1 protein-coding gene is annotated in these 258 nt (G+C 34.5%); it reads right to left on the bottom strand.

The genetic code is table 11. The annotated features are described in order from the left end of the window. A partial coding sequence (locus SB659_RS19930) for a hypothetical protein (protein ID WP_410551670.1) occupies window positions 1–258 on the bottom strand: 258 nt, incomplete at both ends.

The following is a 258-nucleotide window of genomic DNA, read 5'->3' as shown; positions in this document are numbered from 1 at the left end:
ATCGAATTCTTCGAATCCATAGTAGTTATGCAGCTTATTGTAGGCTATTTTCATATGAGCTGCATCCTTATTCGGAGCTACAAAAAAGCGGATAGAATCTAGCTTAGCAGATAGTTGAAATGGCACATTTTGTACATTATCTACTCCTTTTATTTTTTTGAAATCGGTAAATGCTATGGCTTTCTGAGCAGCTGTTGTTTCTGTTTTTGTGACTTCTGAAGTTTTATTTTGAGGATTACAACCTACAAAAACAACTAC

The organism is Arthrobacter sp. SIMBA_036 (assembly GCF_046535135.1).
GTDB lineage: Bacteria > Actinomycetota > Actinomycetes > Actinomycetales > Micrococcaceae > Arthrobacter.
Note: the sequence above shows the minus strand (reverse complement) of the source record. Positions and strands in the feature narration are given on the sequence as shown.